This is a genomic window from Streptomyces sp. NPDC033165, assembly GCF_055577965.1.
Genome location: NZ_JBVIPK010000002.1, coordinates 123,828 through 140,562, shown reverse-complemented (window position 1 = coordinate 140,562; position 16,735 = coordinate 123,828). Strand labels below are relative to the sequence as shown.

The window sequence follows — 16,735 nt, the reverse complement described above, 5'->3', positions numbered from 1 at the left end:
CCCGGCTCGGCCGTCGAGCTCGGCCGTTGAGGCTCAGCCGTTGACGGTGGCGTGCTCCAGGAACGCGTTCCAGGCGGCCGGGGCGACGGCGAAGGTGGGGCCGTCGGTGACCTTGGAGTCGCGGACGTGGACGGTGTGGGGGCAGGTGGCGACCTCCACGCAGGCTTCGCCCTCGTTGTTGCTGTAGCTGGACTTGTGCCAGTCGTAGGCGACTTCGATGCAGGCTTCGCCCGTATTGCCGCTGTAGCTGGACTTGAACCAGGTCAGTCCGGGTCCGTGGCTCACAGTTGTCTCACCTTCGTCTCGATGATCTCCGCCGACTTCCAGGGGTTGAGCGCCTGGGCCCGCAGGATGCCGAAGAGGTCGAGCTGATCGCTCACCTGCTCCGGCTTCGAGATCAACCTACCGCCGCCCTGCGCCTCCGCGAACAGCAGATTGCGCCCTTCCGCAGTGGACATCAGCTGCATGGGCCCGTTCAACCCGGCGTGCGTGTGCTGGTCCGACGGCATCACCTGGACCGTCAGGTGGTTGAACCGCTCGATGCAGTCCAGCACATGCCGCAACTGCTCCTTCAGCACCTCCGGCCCGCCCAGCGTCCGCTCCAGGACCGACTCCTCGATGACGTACCCGATACGCGGCGGTGGCTTCCGGGTCAGCACCGCCTGCCGTTCCAGCCGCGCTTCGACGTGCCGGACGATCTCGGCCTCGGAGTACGCCGGTACGCGTGACCGGTACAGCGCGTACGCGTACGCCTCGGTCTGGAGCAGGCCCGGGATCAGCATCGTCTCGTACGCGCTGATGACCCGCGCGAGCCGTTCCAGTCTCGCCCAGTCCAGGAACTTCGGCGGGTACTTCTCCTCGTCCACCAGCTCGCAGCACGCCTCCAGCGCCCCGCCCGCCCCGAACGCCCGCTCGGCGTCCATCAGCAGGCCCCGTGAGGGAATGCGTTCCGCCCGCTCGACCGCTCCCATCAGGGATTCCGAGATCAGCAGCACATCCGCCGCCGTCTTCTGCGTATGTCCGGCCCGCACCCGGTGGATACGGACCAGCTCTCCCACCAGCCGCCGTCCGTGCGTCAGCTCACCACTCGTCCCCACAGCCGTCACCACCCTCCCCACATCACGTCGATGTGGACCGTGTCCTGCTGGTCACGCTACGCAGTCGGCGGAATGCTCGTAGCCATGACGAGCAAGAAACTCCCCGAATGGGTACCCGTCGCCGGGCATCAACTGCACCTCTCCGGTATCTACTTCGACGCCATCCGGCTCCGGGGCGTCCGGGGCGAGGCCGTGCTCCAGCATCTGGCCACCCTGACGGAGGGCGAGCCGGGCCCGGTGGTGCGGGAGATGGCGGGGGCGCGGTGGACGTACTTCCTGATCCCGCCGGGGTCGAGCGACGGGTACGACTGGCCGCCGGGCGCGACGTGCTTCGGGCCGGCCGCGCGCGACCAGTGGGTGGGCATCCCCGCCCCGGACGGCAACACGTACCCGCTGAGCTGGCGGTGGGGGGCGCCGGAGGAGGACGAGTTCGTGGACGCGGAACTGCTGCACGGGCTGGTGCTGGCCCAGTTGGCCCCGGCGGCGGAGGAGGAGCACGGGTGAGCGCGGGTGGGCGGCGGCGTGCAGGCGGGCGGGTGGAGAGGGTTCAAGGGCTCAGCGTGATGCCGTGGGACGCGGGCCCCAGGCGGGCCCGGTAGCGGCGGATGCCCCAGCTGCGGTGCTCCAGCTCGGCGGCGACCAGCACCTCGGCCGTGTTCACCGCACCGGGGACGAGCTCCACCAGGGCGGCCACCGGGTGATCGCCGACCAGCGGCACGCGGCGCAGGCGTCGGAACTCCCACTGCGGGTCCGGCTGGGACGCCCCGTGGCCGCGCACGATCCACTCCTCCCGGCCGGGGCCCGCCTCCGGCTGCCGCTCGACGCCCACGTCCACGATGCCGGTACTGACCGTGAAGCTGAGTCCGGTGCCGGGTCCGGCCTCCGCCGGGCGGGTGCGTACGCCCGGGTCGATGAGCCGGGCGACGGGCCGTACGGCGGGGTCGGGGGTGGCGAGGGCGACCGCCAGGGAGGCGTGCCGGAACGCGCCCGGCGCCTGCGGGGTCTCCGGGCGGAAGGAGCACACCAGCAGCAGGTGACGGTACTCCCGTTCGGGCGTGCCACGGACCTGGGCGAGCCAGTCGGCGGGGGCGCTCCCGTGGCCGGCGGGCAGCAGGTCCCAGCCGAAGGTGAGCCGGCCGCGCAGCGCTCCGTCGCCGGCCGGGGCGCCGAGCGTGCGCTCCGGCACGAGGGCGACGTCGTGCAGCTGGACCTCGGTCATGCTTCGGCTCCCTTGCTCCGGCCCAGAAGATAGGTGAACGCTCCCCAGTCACGGTATGCGGGGTACCGGGCCCGGGTGGCGATCTGTGCTTCGCGGAACGCCTGCTCGGGGTCGTCGGCCGGCCCGGCCCGCAGGTGCAGTCGATGGTAGAAGTACGCGGCCGGTTCGGGGCGGACGGCCCACAGGCAGCCGACGACGGCCTGCACACCGGCGGTGATCAGCGCCGCCGGGACGCCGCGCACGTTGTCCGCCCGGTCGAAGCGGCCCAGCGCCGACTCGCAGGCGGCGAGCGTGACCAGGCGGACGCCGCTCAGGTCGAGTTCGAGGAAGTCGTGGGCGAAGAGCCGGCCGTCGTCGTCATCGTCCGGCGTGAGGTAGAGGCAGTGCAGCCACGGTGCGTCCTGGTCCATCGTGCCGTGGACGGCGAGGTGGACCACGTCGGCCGTGGCGAGTTCGGCGAGCAGTCCGGCGCGGGTGGCGGCCGGACCTGTCAGCGCGTTCGCACCGACCGCGGCGGCGACCGTCCGGGCGTGCTCCTCCAGCGCGGGCTCGGCGGACAGACCGTAGGGGACGCCACCGGCCGCGGAGGCGAGCACCGCTGTGCGGCGGGGGCGTGCGGGGCCGGCGGCGGGCAGGAGTGCTTCGAGGCCGGCGACGGTGATGACCGTCCAGTCGTCGGCGACCATGCGGTCACCGGCGGCGCACAGCGCGACCGGCAGGTAGTGCAGTGCGCCGTGCGGCCAGAGCAGGAGACGGTCCTTGCCCCGGGCGCGCCACGCGGCCCACTGGTCACCGTCGGCGAGCGGCAGTTCGTGCCCCGTCAGCAGCCTGCGGCCCTCCGGTGTCACATCGCCGAAGAGCGGGTCGCGTTCGACCTCCGTCCGGACCGCCTCGACGAGGTCGGCGACGGGATGCCGGTCGGCGTACGCTTCGGCGCCCTCCGGTCCGCCGTCGTCGTCGGGGTCGCCGAGCTGCACGGTGATCGCGCTGCCCTCGCGGGTGACGGCGAGCAGGACGGCCGCGCCGTTCACCGCGGTGGGCAGGAACCAGGTGAGCAGGACCGTGCGGTCGTCGAGCAGTTCTCCGGTGCGCGCCCACAGGCGCTCGTCGTCCACGAACGCCGCCGAGCGTGCGCGCAGTTCGTCGTCGATGAACGAGGAGATGCGCCGGCGCAGGTTACGGGCGAACTCCTCGCGGTCGTCGCCGGCTTCACCGGGGTGGTGGTCCGCGTCCAGCACGTCGAGCAGGTTCGCCGTCGCACCGCCGACGGCGGTAGGGCTCTCCAGGGCACGGAGTTTCCCGACGTAGTTCTCGATATGCGCGGGCCGGGAGACCGGGCCGTCGATCCGGCGCCACGCGCCCGCCTCCGGCCCCTTGCCCGCCTGGTGGAGGCCGAGCATCAGCTCCACCGGCATCGTCTCGATCTCGACGGTGAGTTGCCACAGGGCGGCGTGGACGAGGTCGCGCAGCACCTCGCCGAGCGCGGGGGCACCGCTGGTGTCGAAGTTCGGGACGTCCACGATGATCGCGTGCACGGCGTTCCTGAGGTCGTCGCCACGCAGCCGCGGTAGGTCGTGGAGGACGGGCAGCAGGCAGGCCTGGGCCAGTTCCTGCTGGTTCAGCGAGGCGTAGGAGAGCGCGGCGTACGTGGAGTGCCCCCACGGGAACGGGACCCGCCCGGCCACCGGCTCGCCCCGCTCCACGGCCAGCCGGTAGAGGTCCGCCGTCAGCAGCCTCACCCCCGCGCCGTCTCCCGGTTCCGCCTGCCGCAGGAGGGCGACGCCCAGCGCGGGCTGCCGCCGGTCGCGGGCGTGGGCGGCCGTGTGCAGCAGTGCGGCGGAGCGCTGCGCCGCGGGCCAGTCCGCCGGAAAGGACTCCGGGAGCGGGCCGGGGCCGGGGCAGTCGGTGGGGTCGCCGGGCAGTGCGTGCAGCCGCGCCTCCGTCAGCTGCCGGCGGTGCGCCGGACCCCGGACGGAGGAGAAGCTGTCGGCCCAGTCCAGTGCGGCACGCAGCAGCGGCCGGTCGGCGCGTTCCCGGGCGAGATTGACGCCCTGGTCGACGGTGCGGGCGGCGGCGGCACCGCCGTGTGCGGCGAGGAAGGCGGGCACGTCCGAGCCGAACACGTTCTCGCGTACGACGTCGACGAGCGCGCCGGGCGCGTCGGGCAGCGACCGGAGCAGGAAGAGCAGCAGGTCCGGCGGAGCGGTCCCGGGCGCCTCGTACAGCGCGGCGAACGCGGCCCGCGCGGTCTCCTGGTCCACGCCGCCGTCCTCCGCGAGCACCTGGGCCAGCGCGGCCAGGATCACCGGACGCAACGCACTGCCCGGACCGCTCTCCCGGCCGTCCGACTCGGCCGCCCGTAACAGCAGTTGGCCTGCCTCCACACGCAGCCGCGCGTCGAACCACAACGGCCGCCCCTCGCCGGACCACGGCCGGTGCGGCGGAGAGCGGTACAGGTCCGCGGCGAGCTGGGCGGCCCGTACGGTCCGCTCCTCACCGGCGTACAGGTCGCCGCCCCGGTCCTCCGGCCCCAGTACCGCCAGACGCAGCCTGGCCGCGGCCAGGAGGGCAGCGGCCAGGCCCGGGGATCCCCCCAGCTCCGCGATCAGGCGGCCCGCCACCGCGTCGGTCTCCTCGAACACCGAGCGGTCGCTCCGCTCCGCGAGAACCGGCGCCGCACTCTCGACCGTACGCAGCGCCACCTCCCGCCAGGTGGACTCCGCCCCGCATTCCTCGGCGACCTCGGCCACCAGCCGCCAGTAGAGGTGCAGGACATCGGCGGGCGCTTCCTGACTCCGGGACGCCTCCGCGGTCAGCGCGTGCAGCATCGCTTCGGCGGTCAGCCCGTGCGCTTCCTCCAGCTCCCGCTCCAGTCCGCCCCGCGTCCGTTCCATTTCACGGGCCCGCAGCTTGGCCGTGCCGAGCGACAGCACCCGGTCCTTGACATGGAGCGCCAGCTCCAGCAGGACGGACACCGGGTCGAGGACGTAGGTGACGGTGGGCGGACCGGCCGCCGCGTGGCCGGGCGGGCCGAACCGCACCCGGCCCGCGCAGACCATGCCCCGCCGCGTCTCGTCGGTCAGCACGGCGACCATGTCGCCCGCGGCCGGCAGCACGTGGGACACCACCAGGACGAGCGATCCGGCACCGGCAGCCGTTTCCAGCCAGCCGGGCGGCAGGTCCAGGCCGAGGTCGTACGCGAGCTCCAGGCCGCCGGGGCCGAAGACGGCGACGTCGCCGGCCGCGTCCCGGTGGACGCACCACCGTGCGTCGACGGGGGCCGCGAAAGGCAGTTCGTCCAGCGAGGTGAGCGCGGCCAGCCCTCGCGCATACGCCCGGGTGAACAGGCTTCCGCCGGCACCGGCCCCGGTGAACGGGCTGAGCCCCGCCTGCCCCACCGCCAGCCCGGCGTGCCGGGCTCCGTCCAGTTCCGCCAGGAACGCCCAGCCCGTGACATCCCCCGACCGTCGCACGCCGCCCCCTCGTACCCGCGGATCATGGCCCCGGCACCACCCTTCCACAGGTGGCGAACGCGGACAGGCCGTTTCCGGGCGGGAATCAGGCCACCCCGGCCCCTCCCGGACGCCCCGGCCCCTCCCGGACGTCGCGGGCCTGTCAGCCGCAGGGCCGGAAGACCGCCACGGCCTCCCCGCCGCCCTCCCCCGCACCACGGAACGTGACCGTCACCCGCATCCCGATGCGGAGGCCGGCGGGCTCGCACTCCACGATCTCCGTCATCATCCGGGGCCCCTCTGCGAGGTCGACGACGGCGGCGACGTACGGCACGCGCCCGCCGAACGGCGGCAGGTCGTTGCGGTGGACCACGGACCACGTGTAGAGGCTCGCGTCCCCGCTCGCGCGCTCCCACGTCACGTCCTCGCTCCAGCAGTACGGGCAGAACTCACGCGGGTAGTGATGCGCCCGGCCGCACGCGCCGCAGCGCCGCAGGAGCAGGTGTCCTTTCGCCGCCGCGTCCCAGTAGGGGCGGGTGAAGACGTCAGGCTCCGGGAGGTCGAAGCGGGGGGCCGCCGCGCGCCCCGGGGGCGTCCCCGGGCTCACAGGAACAGCCCGAACGCCGCGTCCAGCGACCACGTCTGCCAGGCCATCGCGAACAGGGCCACCAGCGAGATCAGCGCCATCATCGCGTTCTGCCCCTGCTCGGCCCAGTCGTGGATCATCAGGACCAGGTAGAGGAGGTTGAGGAGGAGCCCGGCAATCAGGGCGACCGGGGTCAGGAACCCGGTCACCAGGCCCAGCCCGATGGCCAGTTCGGCGTAGACGACGACGTACGCCATGAGCTTCGGGTGCGGCGCGACGATCCGCCGGAAGCCCGTGCGCACGACGCCCCAGCGGTGCTTGCCCGCGACGTCCGCCGCCCAGGCGATGCCCGTACCGCGTTCGAACCAGCCCTTCTTGTCCTTGTGCCGCCAGCTCTCCAGCCACCACAGGCCGAGGCCTATGCGCAGGACGGCGAGCCATTCCGCACCGCTGAGCCAGATCGTCCGCATCGGGCCTCCGGTCGCTAGTTCCTGACGGTACGTCAGTTCAACGGATGCGGGGCGCCCGGCGCAAGGGGTGCGTACTCACGGACACTCGCCGCACCTCTTCCGCGAACAGTCGCGATTCGTCGCCGAAGCCGCCTGCCGTTCGCGCGCGCCCCTCCACCCACCCGTGATCAATTCGCAATCGATTTCCCTCTTGACCGAGACCCATCAACAGAGCAGGCGATTACGCTCCGAACCATGCCCAACAGCCCGTCCATCGCAGGCAGCCACGACGCCGTCGCCCTCACCGACCGTACGGACGACCGGCCGGTCTACGTCATCGGCGGTGGCCCCGGAGGCCTCGCCGTCGCCGCGGCGCTCCGCGCACGGGGCGTACGGGCGGTGATCCTGGAGAAATCGGACCGGGTGGGCGCGGCCTGGCGGGGCCACTACGACCGGCTGCACCTGCACACCACCCGCCGCTGGTCGGCGCTGCCGGGTCTGCGGATACCGCGCGGGTTCGGGCGGTGGGTCGGCCGGGACGACCTGGTGCGGTACCTGGAGAAGTACGCCGAACACCACGAGCTGGAGGTGGTGACGGGCGTCGAGGTGACCCGTGTCGACCGGGCCCCCGGCGGCTCCGGCGACTGGCAGCTCACCGCGACCGGCGGCCGGGTCCTGCGGGGCCGCGCGGTCGTCGTGGCCACCGGCTACAACCACACCCCGCGCATCCCCGACTGGCCGGGCCGCGACACGTTCACGGGCGAGCTGCTGCACGCGGCGCGGTACCGGAACCCCGCCCCGTACGCGGACCGGGACGTCCTGGTCGTCGGCATCGGCAACACGGGCGCGGAGATAGCGGCGGACCTGGCGGAGGGCGGTGCGTCCCGGGTGCGCATCGCGGTCCGCACGCCCCCGCACATCGTGCGCCGCTCCACCGCGGGCTGGCCCGCCCAGGCCACCGGCGTCCTGGTCCGTCGGCTGCCGGTGTGGCTCGTCGACCGGGCGGGGGCCGTACTGGCCCGGATCACCGTGCCCGACCTGACCGCCCACGGCCTCCCGCGCCCCGAGACGGGTCTGTACTCCCGGGCCCGGCAAGGCGCGATCCCGGTCCAGGACGTGGGCCTGATCGACGCGGTGAGGACCGGTGCGGTGGCACCCGTCGCCACGGTCGACTCGTTCGACAAGGACACGGTGGTCCTGGCCGACGGCACCCGCCTCACCCCGGACACCGTCATCGCCGCGACCGGCTACGACCGCGCCCTGGAGCCCCTACTCGGCCACCTGGACGTCCTGGACGCCCGGGGCCGCCCGCTCACCCACGGCGCCCGCTCCCCGAAGCAGACCCCGGGCCTCTACTTCACCGGCTTCACCAACCCGATCAGCGGGACGCTCCGCGAACTGGCCCTGGACGCCGAGAAGATCGCCAAGAGGGTGGCGCGGGCGTCGCGCTGAGGAGTGAGTGGACCGCCCGGAGCCTGCGAGCACGGTGCGCCGCGTGAGCGATGTCGGTGAAGTGACCGTGGACGAGGTCGGCGTACCGCTCCGCTGACTCGCTGAACGCATCCACGACACCCCGGCAGCGGGCGAACGGTACGGTCCGGACCGGGTACTACCGTGCGTACGAGGAGCCGACGCCGATCGCGCTCGAAGTCATCGGCGGTCAGGCCGACCTGGTGCAGGCCCTTCTTCCGAGGAGTCGATGATGTCCGTCCGCCGTGTCGTGCCCAACATCCGGATCCGTCAGGAGGCCGTGCAGGAGAGCCGGGAGTTCTACGGACTGCTCGGCTTCGAGGAGGTCATGAATCTCGGCTGGATCACGACCGTCGCGGCGGCATCCCGTCCGCAGGAGCAGGTCAGCTTCATGACCCACGACCTGACCGCGCCGGTCGTCCCCGACCTGAGCGTCGAGGTGGACGATGTGGACGCGGCCTACGCCCTCGTGCGGGAGAGCGGCGCGGAGATCCTCCACCCGCTCCAGGACGAGCAGTGGGGCGTACGGCGGTTCTTCGTCCGGGACCCGAACGGCCGGGTGGTCAATGTGCTGAGTCACCGCTGACAGAGGTGCCGCACGGCGGCGTCCCTCCGGGAAGCGCCCGGCCTTCGCCGGTGTTCTGCCTATCGTGAGCGCCATGGACGTGTTCGACGAGCTGTTGCAGGGTGTGCGGGGCAAGGGGGCGGTGTTCGGCCGGTCGATGCTGTGGCCGCCGTGGTCGCTGCGGTTCACCGACGGGGCCTATCTGACCATGTGCATGCCGCTGCGGGGGGCGGGGTGGATCGTGCCCGAGGGCGGCGAGCCGCTGCGGGTGGAGGCCGGTGACGCCGCGATCGTACGGGGGCCGGCACCGTTCGTCTTCACCGATGAGCCGGCGAACGGTACGGGGCCGGGGCGCGGTTCCGGGCCCGGTTCCGGATCGGGCGAGCGCGTGCGGGAGGTGCACTGGAGGCGGGGGCAGGACATGGCCGACGCTCCGGGCGGTGACCCCGAACTCGACTCCCCCACCGTCCTGCTGGTCGCCACCTACGACGTACGGACGGAAGTCCCGCAGCGGCTCCTGCGAGCGCTCCCGCCCGCCCTCGTCGTCTCCGACGACGAGGACTGCTCACCCCTGCGCGACTACTTGGGGGCGCGGATGGGCGGCAGGCGGCCGGGGGACCAGATCGTCCTCGACCGGCTCCTGGACTGGATGCTCGTGTGTACGCTGCGGGACTGGTTCGACCGGCCCGAGGCCGATCCGCCGGGCTGGTACGGCGCACTCGGCGACGAGGTGGCGGGCCCGGCCCTGCGGGCGATGCACGAGGACCCGGCGCACCCCTGGACGACGGCGGAGCTGGCGAGCCGGGCGGGGGTCTCGCGGACGACCCTGGCCAAGCGGTTCACGGAGCTCGTCGGGGACGGGCCGGTGGCGTATCTGACCGAGTGGCGGATGACCCTCGCCGCCGACCTGCTGACCCGGCCCGAGCTGACCGTCGCGGCGGTCGCCCGGCGGGTCGGCTACGCAGACGCCTTCGGCTTCAGCGCGGCGTTCAAACGGCTGCGCGGCGAGAGCCCGAGCGCGTACCGGCGGGAGGCGGTGGCGTCCGAGGCGGTGGGGTGAGGCCGGGGGTCCCACGCCCGGGTGGGGCTGGATGAGGCCGGGCCCCGCGCCCAGGCGGGACAGAGCGAAGCGGGACGGGGCGAAGCAGGACGGGGCGAAGCAGGACGGGGCGAAGCAGGACGGGGCGAAGCAGGACGGGGCGAAGCAGGACGGGGCGAAGCAGGATGGGCCCGGGTGGGCCTCGTGTCAGGCCCACCCGAGCCCCCGGGCCGCCCCGATGCCAGGCCGTCCCGATGTCAGGCCGTCCCGATGCCAGGCCGTCCCGATGTCAGGCCGTCCCAGGGCTCAGGCCCACGACCCCTTCGCCGCCGCGTCCCGGACGAAGTCGGTGAAGTCGCGCGGCTCCCGGCCCAGCGCCCGTCGTACGCCGTCCAGGACCGGGGCCTCCCGGCTCGCGGCGATCGGCCTCAGCACGACGGTCCAGAGCTCGGCCTCGACCTCCGGCACGCCCTGGGACAGCAACCCGTCCCGGAAGGTGGACTCGTCGATGGTGACGTGGGTGGCGCGCACCCCGGTCTCCTTGGCGATCTCGTCCAGGGCCTCCGCGATGCTGAGCGCCCGTCGGCCGGACAGCTCGTACACCTCGCCCGTGTGGCCGTCCTCGGTGAGCGCGGCCACGGCCACGTCCGCGATGTCGTCAGCGTCGACGAACGCCGCCCGGCCGTCCCCGGTGGGCAGGGCCAGCGTCCCGCCGCGTACGCCGCCGAGGAAGGCACCCTCGTTGAAGTTCTGGGCGAACCATCCCGGCCGCAGGATCGTCCAGGGCACTCCGGAGGCCCGGACCGCCCGCTCGCCCTCGCCGTGCGGGCCGCCGTCGTCATGACCGGGGCCGAAGTAGCCGGGCGTGCCGGTACCCCGGGCCGAGAGCAGGACGATGCGCCGCACCCCGCTCGCGACGGCCTGTTCGACGAAGGCCGGTGTCGGGGAGGGGGAGGCGTCCTGCGGGACGATGTAGACGGCGGCGGCCCCGGCTAGGGCCGCCTGCCAGGTGGCGCGGTCCTGCCAGTCGAAGGGGGTGTCGCCGGACCGCGAGGCCGCCCTGGTCTCCACACCCCGCTCGCGGAGGCGGGCCACGACCCTGCGGCCGGTCTTGCCGGTACCGCCGACCACGAGCACGGGGCCCTGCGTCTCGGATGTTTCGGGTGTCTGGGGCGTCTGGGATGTCATGGATCAAGCGTGCGCCGGGCGCGGCCGACCGCCCATGGGCCAGCGTCCGCGAAGGATGTCCGAGCGTCCGGCAGGGCCGGGGGCACCGGGAAGGGAGCGGGCACGACCGAGGCCCGGATCCTGGGGATCCGGGCCTCGGTCGTCTTCATCAGTAGCGGGGACAGGATTTGAACCTGCGACCTCTGGGTTATGAGCCCAGCGAGCTACCGAGCTGCTCCACCCCGCGTCGGTGAACACCACCTTACGCCACGGATTACCCCTCCGTGACCACGAGCCTTCGCCCGCACGGACCACGTGAACCTTTTACCCGCACGGACCATGCGAGCCGTCGCCCGCACACGCCGTGTGAGCCTTTGCCTGCACACCCATTCCTGACGAAGCGTCAGTTCAGTAACCTGACAGAGTGTCAGCTAACCGGCCGGCCCCGCCCCTCCCCCGGCGGGCCATCGAGCAGGAGTGGGCGGAACGATGCTTGGATCGACTCACGGCACCCTCACCACCGACTTCCGCGCCCGGGTGGTGGCCTGCGGCGAGGAGCCGCACGCCTCGGTCGTCAGTCTGCCGACGGCCACGCGGCAGGGCGGGCTCGATGTCAGCGGGCGGCCGCTGCACCTGGCCGTACCCGACCTGGACCGCTTCTTCCGGCCCCGCTCGGTGGCCGTCGTCGGGGCCTCGGACGCCGAAGGGCGCCCCAACACCGGCATCACCCGGCAGCTCATCGCCTGGGCCGAACGCGTCGGGGCGCGGCTGCACCCGGTGCACCCGGCCCGGAAAGCCGTCTTCGGCACCGCCTGCTTCCCCTCCGTCGCCGAGCTGCCCGAACCCGTCGACCTGGCGGTCCTGCTGGTCGCGGACCCGCTCCCGGTGATCGACGAGCTGGCCGAGGCCAAGGTGCCTTTCGCGATCGCCTTCGCCTCCGGGTTCGCGGAGACCGGGGAGGCGGGCGCGGTGGCCCAGGCCCGGCTGGCAGCGGCCGTGGAGCGGTCCGGGCTGCGGCTGCTCGGGCCGAACACCAACCTCAACGCCTTCGAGAGGTTCCGGGACGACCTGGAGGGCCCGGCCATCGCCCTGATCACCCAGTCCGGACACCAGGGCCGCCCGCTGTACGCCCTCCAGGAGCTGGGCATCCGGCTCTCGCACTGGGCCCCTACGGGCAACGAGGCCGATCTGGAGGCCGCCGACTTCCTCGCGTACTTCGCCCAGCTCCCCGAGGTGGGGGCCATCGCCTGTTACGTCGAGGGGCTCAAGGACGGCCGGTCCTTTCTGCTCGCCGCCGACCGGGCCGCCCGCGCCAAGGTCCCGGTCGTCGCGGTGAAGGTGGGCCGTACGGAGACCGGGGCCGAGGCCGCCGCCTCGCACACCGGGAAGCTGACCGGGGCGGACCAGGTGGTGGACGCGGCGATGCGGCAGTTCGGGGTGATCCGGGTGGACGGGCTCGACGAGCTCCAGGACACCGCGGCCCTGCTGGCCCGCGCCCGGCCGCCGCGAGCCGAGGGCGTCGCGGTGTACTCGATCTCCGGCGGCACCGGCGCCCACTTCGCGGACCTGGCGACGGCGGCAGGGCTCTCGCTGCCCGCCCTCTCCCGGGCCAAGCAGGACGAGCTGCGCACCTGGATACCGGGCTACCTGAACGTCGCCAACCCCATCGACAACGGCGGCCACCCGGTCGGCGACTGGCGCGGCCGGAAGATCATCGACGCGATTCTCGCCGAACCGTCCGTCGGGGTGCTGATCTGTCCGATCACCGGCCCCTTCCCCCCGATGAGCGACCGGCTCGCCCAGGACCTGGCGGACGCGGCGGAAGCCACCGACAAGCTGATCTGCGTGATCTGGGGCTCGCCCGTCGGCACCGAGGACGCCTACCGCACCACGCTGCTGGGCTCCTCCCGGCTCGCCACCTTCCGTACGTCGCGCAACTGCGTGACCGCTGTGAAGGCCTACCTCGACCACCACCGCTTCGCCGCCCGCTACGACTCCCCCTTCGAGGACGCCCCGCGCACCCCGTCGCCCTCCTTCCGCAAGGCGCAGGGCCTGCTGCGCCCGGGGCAGCAGCTCAGCGAGCACGCGGCGAAGCAGCTGCTGCGCGCGTACGGGATCCGTGTGCCGCGCGAGCAGCTGGTGACCAGCGCCGCGGCCGCCGTACGGGCCGCCGGGCCGGTCGGCTACCCGGTGGTGATGAAGGCCTCCGGGCCCCGGCTCGCCCACAAGACGGAACTGGGCCTGCTGAAGGTCGGCCTCACCTCCGCCAGCCAGGTCCGGGACGCCTACCGGGAACTGACCGACATCGCCCGGTACGAATCGGTGGACCTGGACGGCATCCTGGTCTGCCAGATGATCGACCGGGGCGTCGAGATGATGGTCGGCGTCACGCACGACGCCCTCTTCGGCCCGACGGTCACCGTGGGGCTCGGCGGGGTCCTGGTGGAGGTGCTTCACGACGCGGCGGTCCGGGTGCCGCCGTTCGGCGAGCGGGACGCCCGGGACATGCTGGGCGAGCTGCGCGGCCGGGCGCTCCTGGAGGGGGTGCGCGGCGGGGCCCCGGTGGACGTGGACGCGCTCGTCGAGGTGGTGCTGCGGGTCCAGCGGATGGCCCTGGAGCTGGGCGACGACCTGACCGAGCTGGACATCAATCCGCTGGTGGTACTGGGCCGCGGCCAGGGCGCGGTGGCCCTGGACGCGCTGGCGGTGTGCCGGTGAGCGGGGGCACGGAGGCGGACGCGACCGTCCTCCACGCCCTCGACGGCGGCGTCTCCTGGATCACGCTCAACCGGCCCGAGGCCATGAACGCCGTCACCTGGGATCAGCGCGAACGCGTCATCGCCCTGCTCGCCGACGCCTCCGCCGACCCCGCCGTGCGGGCCGTCGTCCTCACCGGCACCGGGCGCGGCTTCTGCGCGGGCGCCGACCTGCGGGGCGCGCCGGCCACCAGCCGGGAGCGCGTCCCGGGCGACGTCGCCCGGACCATCCGGCTCGGCGCGCAGCGGCTCATCGCCGCCGTACTGGACTGCGAGAAGCCGGTGATCGCCGCAGTCAACGGGACGGCGGCCGGGATCGGCGCGCATCTGGCATTCGCCTGCGATCTGGTCCTGGCGGCCGACACGGCGAAGTTCATCGAGGTCTTCGTACGCCGGGGGCTCGTCCCGGACGGCGGCGGCACGTATCTGCTGCCCCGGCTGGTGGGGCCGCAGCGGGCGAAGGAGCTGATGTTCTTCGGGGACGCGCTCGGCGCGGCGGACGCCGAGCGGATGGGGTTGGTCAACCGGACCGTACCGGCAGGGGAGCTGGAGGCCCTGGCCAAGGAGTGGGCGGGGCGGCTGGCCGAGGGGCCCACCCGGGCCCTCGCCCTGGCCAAGCAGCTGGTGAACGCCTCCCTGGACAGCGACCGGGCCACCGCGTTCGCGGCCGAGGCCGCGGCCCAGGAGATCAACATGACCACGCGCGACGCCAACGAGGGCGTGGCCTCCTTCGTCGAGCGGCGGGCGCCGGAGTACCGGGGGTACTGAGGGCGGGCCGCCGTGACGCCCGGCAGGACGTGAACCGAACGAGCCCGTCAACCATGCCCGCCCGGGTCGAGACGGGTCGAGACGGGTTCACACGGGTTCACACGGGTTCACATCTGACGATCCGTCAGTTCTAATGGGCGGTGTGATGGGACACGCAGGCATGGCCGCCACCGCCGTCCGGTACCTCAGGTCCGTCGGCGCCGCCACGACAGCAGGACCGCCGCACCCTCCCCTGGAGGCGCTGCCCCGGCCCGACCTGAGAGCCGTCCGGGACGACGAACGGCTCCCCGTCGACCCGGCCGAATTCCGGCGTGTACTGGGCCACTTCGCCAGTGGCGTCGCCGTGGTCACCGCCCGCGACGCGGACGGGCCGACGGGCTTCGCCTGCCAGTCCTTCGCCTCGCTCTCGCTCGACCCGCCGCTGGTCGCTTTCATGGTCGCCCGTACGTCGACGACCTGGCCGCGCATCGCCCGCGCGGGGGAGTTCTGCGTCAACATCCTGGGAGCCGGGCAGGACGCGTTGTGCCGGGGGTTCGCGGTGAGCGGGGCGGACAAGTTCGCGGGGGTGGCGTACGGGGACGCCCCGGCGACCGGGTCGCCGCTGCTGGACTCCGTGCCCGCCTGGGTCGACTGCCGCATCCATGCCGTCCACACCGGCGGCGACCACCTCATCGTGGTGGGCAGGGTGGAGGCACTGGGGGCCACGGCCGAGGGGGACCCCCTGCTGTTCCACCAAGGGGCGTTCGGCCGCCTCAGCCGCTGGCCCCGGCCCCGGACCCGGCCCTGACCCCGGCATCCGGCTTCGGGACCCGGCGGATCACCAGCGCCATCAGGGCCGCCGTCGCACACAGCGCCCCCGACGCGTACCAGACCACGTCGTAGCTGCCGAACACGTCCCGGGCCACCCCGCCGAGGAACGCCACCACTGCCGCGCCCACCTGGTGCGAGGCCAGCACCCAGCCGAAGACGATCGCGCTGTCGTCGCCGTACTGTTCCCGGCACAGCGCCAGCGTCGGCGGGACGGTGGCCACCCAGTCGAGACCGTAGAACACGATGAAGAAGACCATCGACGGCCGCACCTCGGGCGCCATCAGCATCGGCAGGAACAGCAGCGAGATCCCGCGCAGCGCGTAGTAGACGGCCAGCAGCCGGCGCGCGTCGAAGCGGTCGGTCAGCCAGCCCGAGAAGATGGTGCCGATGACGTCGAAGACCCCGATCACCGCGAGCAGCGAGGCGGCCGCCGTGACCGGCATGCCGTGGTCGTGGGCGGACGGGACGAAGTGGGTGCGGACCAGGCCGTTGGTGGTGGCCCCGCAGATCGCGAAGGTTCCGGCCAGCAGCCAGAACGGTCCGGTGCGCGCCGCGTCGAACAGGACCTTCACCGTGCGGCGCGCGGCGCCCCGGGCGGGCGCGGGCTTGTCCACGTACTCCCCGCCGTACGGGGCGAGGCCCGCGTCGGCCGGGTGGTCGCGCATCAGGAGCCAGACGAACGGGACGACGACCAGGGCCGCGAGGGCGACGGTGACCGAGGCGGGCCGCCAGCCGTGCTCGACGACGATCCAGGCGCAGAGCGGGAGGAAGACCAGCTGCCCGGAGGCGCCCGCCGCGGTGAGGATGCCGGTGACCAGGCCCCGGCGGGCCACGAACCAGCGGTTGGTGACGGTCGCGGCGAACGCCATCGCCATGGAACCGGTACCGAGGCCGACGAGCAGCCCCCAGTAAATCATCAGCTGCCAGGAGGCCGTCATCCAGACGCTCGCCAGCGCCCCGGCCGCCACCATGGTCAGCGCGGTCGCCACGACCCGCCGGATGCCGAACCGGTCCATCAGCGCGGCGGCGAACGGGGCCGTCAGCCCGTACAGCGCCATGTCGAGGGAGACCGCGAGCCCGATCTCGCCCCGCGACCAGCCGAACTCCGTGTGGAGCGGGTCGATGAGCAGGCCGGGCAGGGAGTTGAAGGCCGCGCCACCGATGATCGTCACGAAGGTGACGGCGGCGACGATCCACGCCCGGTGGAGGCGGGGGCGGCGGGTCGCACGGGACGGCCGCCGCTCGTCGTCCCGGGGGGTGCTCTCGGTTGTCTGGGTCACGCGGACCAGCTTCCTGGCCTGCACCTTTCCGTACGAGTGGCCGGGAGGACATGGTTCGCAGGGATCGGGCCACATCG

The 16,735-nt window shown here is 73.3% G+C and carries 15 protein-coding genes and 1 tRNA gene; 7 read left to right on the top strand and 9 right to left on the bottom strand.

Features of this window, described 5'->3' with window-relative positions:
- Positions 1-33 precede the first annotated feature (33 nt).
- Both ACZ5WC_RS04930 and ACZ5WC_RS04925 read right to left on the bottom strand, forming a co-directional pair.
- A complete protein-coding gene (locus ACZ5WC_RS04930) occupies positions 34-285 on the bottom strand; it encodes a DUF397 domain-containing protein (protein WP_468539524.1) in 252 nt (83 codons plus the stop codon).
- Positions 282-1,097: a Scr1 family TA system antitoxin-like transcriptional regulator gene (locus ACZ5WC_RS04925; RefSeq protein WP_468539523.1), complete on the bottom strand. Its 816-nt coding sequence runs from the start codon at positions 1,095-1,097 to the stop codon at positions 282-284. The genes ACZ5WC_RS04930 and ACZ5WC_RS04925 overlap by 4 nt, the downstream gene beginning before the upstream one ends.
- Before the next feature lie 84 nt (positions 1,098-1,181).
- Between ACZ5WC_RS04925 and ACZ5WC_RS04920 the strand changes: the two genes are divergently transcribed.
- A complete protein-coding gene (locus ACZ5WC_RS04920) occupies positions 1,182-1,601 on the top strand; it encodes a hypothetical protein (RefSeq protein WP_468539522.1) in 420 nt (139 codons plus the stop codon).
- Between the two features lie 43 nt (positions 1,602-1,644).
- On the opposite strand, the gene ACZ5WC_RS04915 is transcribed toward ACZ5WC_RS04920, so the two are convergent.
- The 4 genes from ACZ5WC_RS04915 to ACZ5WC_RS04900 all read right to left on the bottom strand — a co-directional run bounded on the left by ACZ5WC_RS04915 (position 1,645) and on the right by ACZ5WC_RS04900 (position 6,824).
- Positions 1,645-2,316, bottom strand: coding sequence for a hypothetical protein (locus ACZ5WC_RS04915; protein WP_468539521.1), 672 nt, complete (start codon positions 2,314-2,316; stop codon positions 1,645-1,647).
- The gene (locus ACZ5WC_RS04910; protein WP_468539520.1) at positions 2,313-5,789 is read right to left on the bottom strand and encodes a CHAT domain-containing protein; all 3,477 of its coding nucleotides are present in this window, start codon (positions 5,787-5,789) and stop codon (positions 2,313-2,315) included. Before ACZ5WC_RS04910 ends, ACZ5WC_RS04915 begins: the two co-directional genes overlap by 4 nt.
- A 142-nt stretch (positions 5,790-5,931) precedes the next feature.
- Positions 5,932-6,375, bottom strand: coding sequence for a Zn-ribbon domain-containing OB-fold protein (locus ACZ5WC_RS04905; RefSeq protein ID WP_468539519.1), 444 nt, complete (start codon positions 6,373-6,375; stop codon positions 5,932-5,934).
- The gene (locus tag ACZ5WC_RS04900) at positions 6,372-6,824 is read right to left on the bottom strand and encodes a DoxX family protein (protein WP_468539518.1); all 453 of its coding nucleotides are present in this window, start codon (positions 6,822-6,824) and stop codon (positions 6,372-6,374) included. The genes ACZ5WC_RS04905 and ACZ5WC_RS04900 overlap by 4 nt, the downstream gene beginning before the upstream one ends.
- Positions 6,825-7,058: 234 nt before the next feature.
- Here ACZ5WC_RS04900 and ACZ5WC_RS04895 point away from each other — a divergent pair, with 234 nt between their 5' ends.
- From ACZ5WC_RS04895 to ACZ5WC_RS04885, 3 genes are all read left to right on the top strand, one after another.
- On the top strand, positions 7,059-8,255 hold the full coding sequence (locus ACZ5WC_RS04895; RefSeq protein WP_468539517.1) for a flavin-containing monooxygenase: 1,197 nt from the start codon (positions 7,059-7,061) through the stop codon (positions 8,253-8,255).
- Between the two features lie 250 nt (positions 8,256-8,505).
- Positions 8,506-8,859, top strand: a complete 354-nt coding sequence (locus tag ACZ5WC_RS04890; RefSeq protein ID WP_468539516.1) for a VOC family protein — start codon at positions 8,506-8,508, stop codon at positions 8,857-8,859.
- Between the two features lie 73 nt (positions 8,860-8,932).
- Positions 8,933-9,898: an AraC family transcriptional regulator gene (locus tag ACZ5WC_RS04885; protein ID WP_468539515.1), complete on the top strand. Its 966-nt coding sequence runs from the start codon at positions 8,933-8,935 to the stop codon at positions 9,896-9,898.
- A 285-nt stretch (positions 9,899-10,183) separates the two neighbouring features.
- On the opposite strand, the gene ACZ5WC_RS04880 is transcribed toward ACZ5WC_RS04885, so the two are convergent.
- Together ACZ5WC_RS04880 and ACZ5WC_RS04875 are read right to left on the bottom strand one after the other, a co-directional pair.
- On the bottom strand, positions 10,184-11,065 hold the full coding sequence (locus tag ACZ5WC_RS04880; RefSeq protein ID WP_468539514.1) for an NAD(P)H-binding protein: 882 nt from the start codon (positions 11,063-11,065) through the stop codon (positions 10,184-10,186).
- Positions 11,066-11,217: 152 nt separating this feature from the next.
- Positions 11,218-11,291, bottom strand: a tRNA-Met gene (locus ACZ5WC_RS04875).
- Positions 11,292-11,533: 242 nt separating this feature from the next.
- Between ACZ5WC_RS04875 and ACZ5WC_RS04870 the strand changes: the two genes are divergently transcribed.
- The 3 genes from ACZ5WC_RS04870 to ACZ5WC_RS04860 all read left to right on the top strand — a co-directional run bounded on the left by ACZ5WC_RS04870 (position 11,534) and on the right by ACZ5WC_RS04860 (position 15,355).
- The gene (locus ACZ5WC_RS04870) at positions 11,534-13,762 is read left to right on the top strand and encodes an acetate--CoA ligase family protein (protein WP_468539513.1); all 2,229 of its coding nucleotides are present in this window, start codon (positions 11,534-11,536) and stop codon (positions 13,760-13,762) included.
- Positions 13,759-14,568 (top strand): enoyl-CoA hydratase/isomerase family protein, encoded by an 810-nt coding sequence (locus ACZ5WC_RS04865; protein ID WP_468539512.1) that lies wholly within the window; start codon positions 13,759-13,761, stop codon positions 14,566-14,568. The genes ACZ5WC_RS04870 and ACZ5WC_RS04865 overlap by 4 nt, the downstream gene beginning before the upstream one ends.
- A gap of 160 nt (positions 14,569-14,728) precedes the next feature.
- Entirely contained in the window at positions 14,729-15,355 is a 627-nt protein-coding gene (locus tag ACZ5WC_RS04860; protein WP_468539947.1) for a flavin reductase family protein, read from the top strand.
- On the opposite strand, the gene ACZ5WC_RS04855 is transcribed toward ACZ5WC_RS04860, so the two are convergent.
- Positions 15,321-16,658 (bottom strand): MFS transporter, encoded by a 1,338-nt coding sequence (locus tag ACZ5WC_RS04855; protein ID WP_468539511.1) that lies wholly within the window; start codon positions 16,656-16,658, stop codon positions 15,321-15,323. The two genes, ACZ5WC_RS04860 and ACZ5WC_RS04855, sit on opposite strands and share 35 nt — an antisense overlap.
- Between the last annotated feature and the right edge of the window lie 77 nt (positions 16,659-16,735).